The sequence below is a fragment of the Delftia sp. ZNC0008 genome (assembly GCF_000799035.1).
GTDB classification, from domain to species: domain Bacteria; phylum Pseudomonadota; class Gammaproteobacteria; order Burkholderiales; family Burkholderiaceae_C; genus Comamonas; species Comamonas tsuruhatensis.
In genome coordinates, this window is sequence record NZ_JTKZ01000103.1 from 1 (window position 1) to 1,086 (window position 1,086).

General features: G+C 42.2%; 1 protein-coding gene and 1 pseudogene. Both read right to left on the reverse strand.

The features are described 5' to 3' along the window. Positions 1-693 (reverse strand): annotated as a pseudogene (locus L995_RS34185) (hypothetical protein); the annotation flags it as partial. Continuing rightward, the coding region (locus L995_RS31695; RefSeq protein ID WP_156135978.1) for a DUF3939 domain-containing protein at positions 690-1,086 on the reverse strand (397 nt) is incomplete at its 5' end. The gene L995_RS31695 and the pseudogene L995_RS34185, both read right to left, overlap by 4 nt.

Below are 1,086 nucleotides of genomic sequence, written 5' to 3' on the forward strand. Positions count from 1 at the left end.
GGTGTTGTTGCGCACCACGTTGTCGGAGCCCGCCATGATGATGGCGCGGCCGCCGGATTTGATTTGAAGGTTTTCTGCGGTGTAGAAGGTGGGTGGGAAATAATCCCAAGGGATTTTGTTAAAAGCCTCGGTTTCCGGGTTCCAGTTGGATTCTTTTGTAACAGCAGTGTCTTCTGTCAGCATTTTCATTCTTTTATTTATCATAATATTTGGCGCCATCTCAACACCTATGCCAAAACCCCCAGGAGTCTCTATTTTTCCGTTATGAACTTTTAAAAAAACTTGATCATTACCCAATATTCCTACTCCATTTACATTCTTAAATGGTCTACCGGAGATTAGATGTTCTCTCAAATCTAATTCAGATAGACTATTTTTGTAAAAAGTCAGTACGCTACCATCACCTTGACTATCCGTGGGTGAACCATGCTCTATTCCACCCTCTATCCAATCAATGGCCTTTCGCTGTATAAAATCGTGAATTACACAATAACGGCCATTGCCTCTAATAGCCGCTGCTATGGGATAATAGCCTCCGAGATATTTAATCGCTTTGCACCCTTCCGGTAGGGGGGAAGTATCACTAGGTGGGTGACGACGCTCCGCCCATTCTTCTGTTGTTAGCTGTTTTTTTTGATTTGAATGACATTCAATCAATAGTACGGAATTAAGCATCAAGAATAGAGTGATCATACCTCTTTGCATACGCTGCTCCCCGGAAGGCAAACCCCTGGGTATTTTTCTTCCTGCCCGATAAGATCTCCTAGGAAAATCTCTCTATTGATTTGCGCCTGATCTTTATCATATTTCTCGCTCATCTTATCAAGAAAATTTATTTCTTTATTTTCTTTGTCATTCTTTCCTTTTGGATTTAATTTTCCCTTGGCAATGAATTTATTAACGGATTTTTGCAGGAAATCAATCTTCTTTGGAAAGTCTTTCCCTTCCTCTCTAATTGCATTGAATCTCTCGAGCACATTCCTGATCTCCTCAAACCCCAGCGCAGGCCTAGTTCCATACGCCGTCAAAAACTCATAAACCGCCTTCTCCCCTTGCAGCGATCGATACTCCCGCTTGTCCCAATAA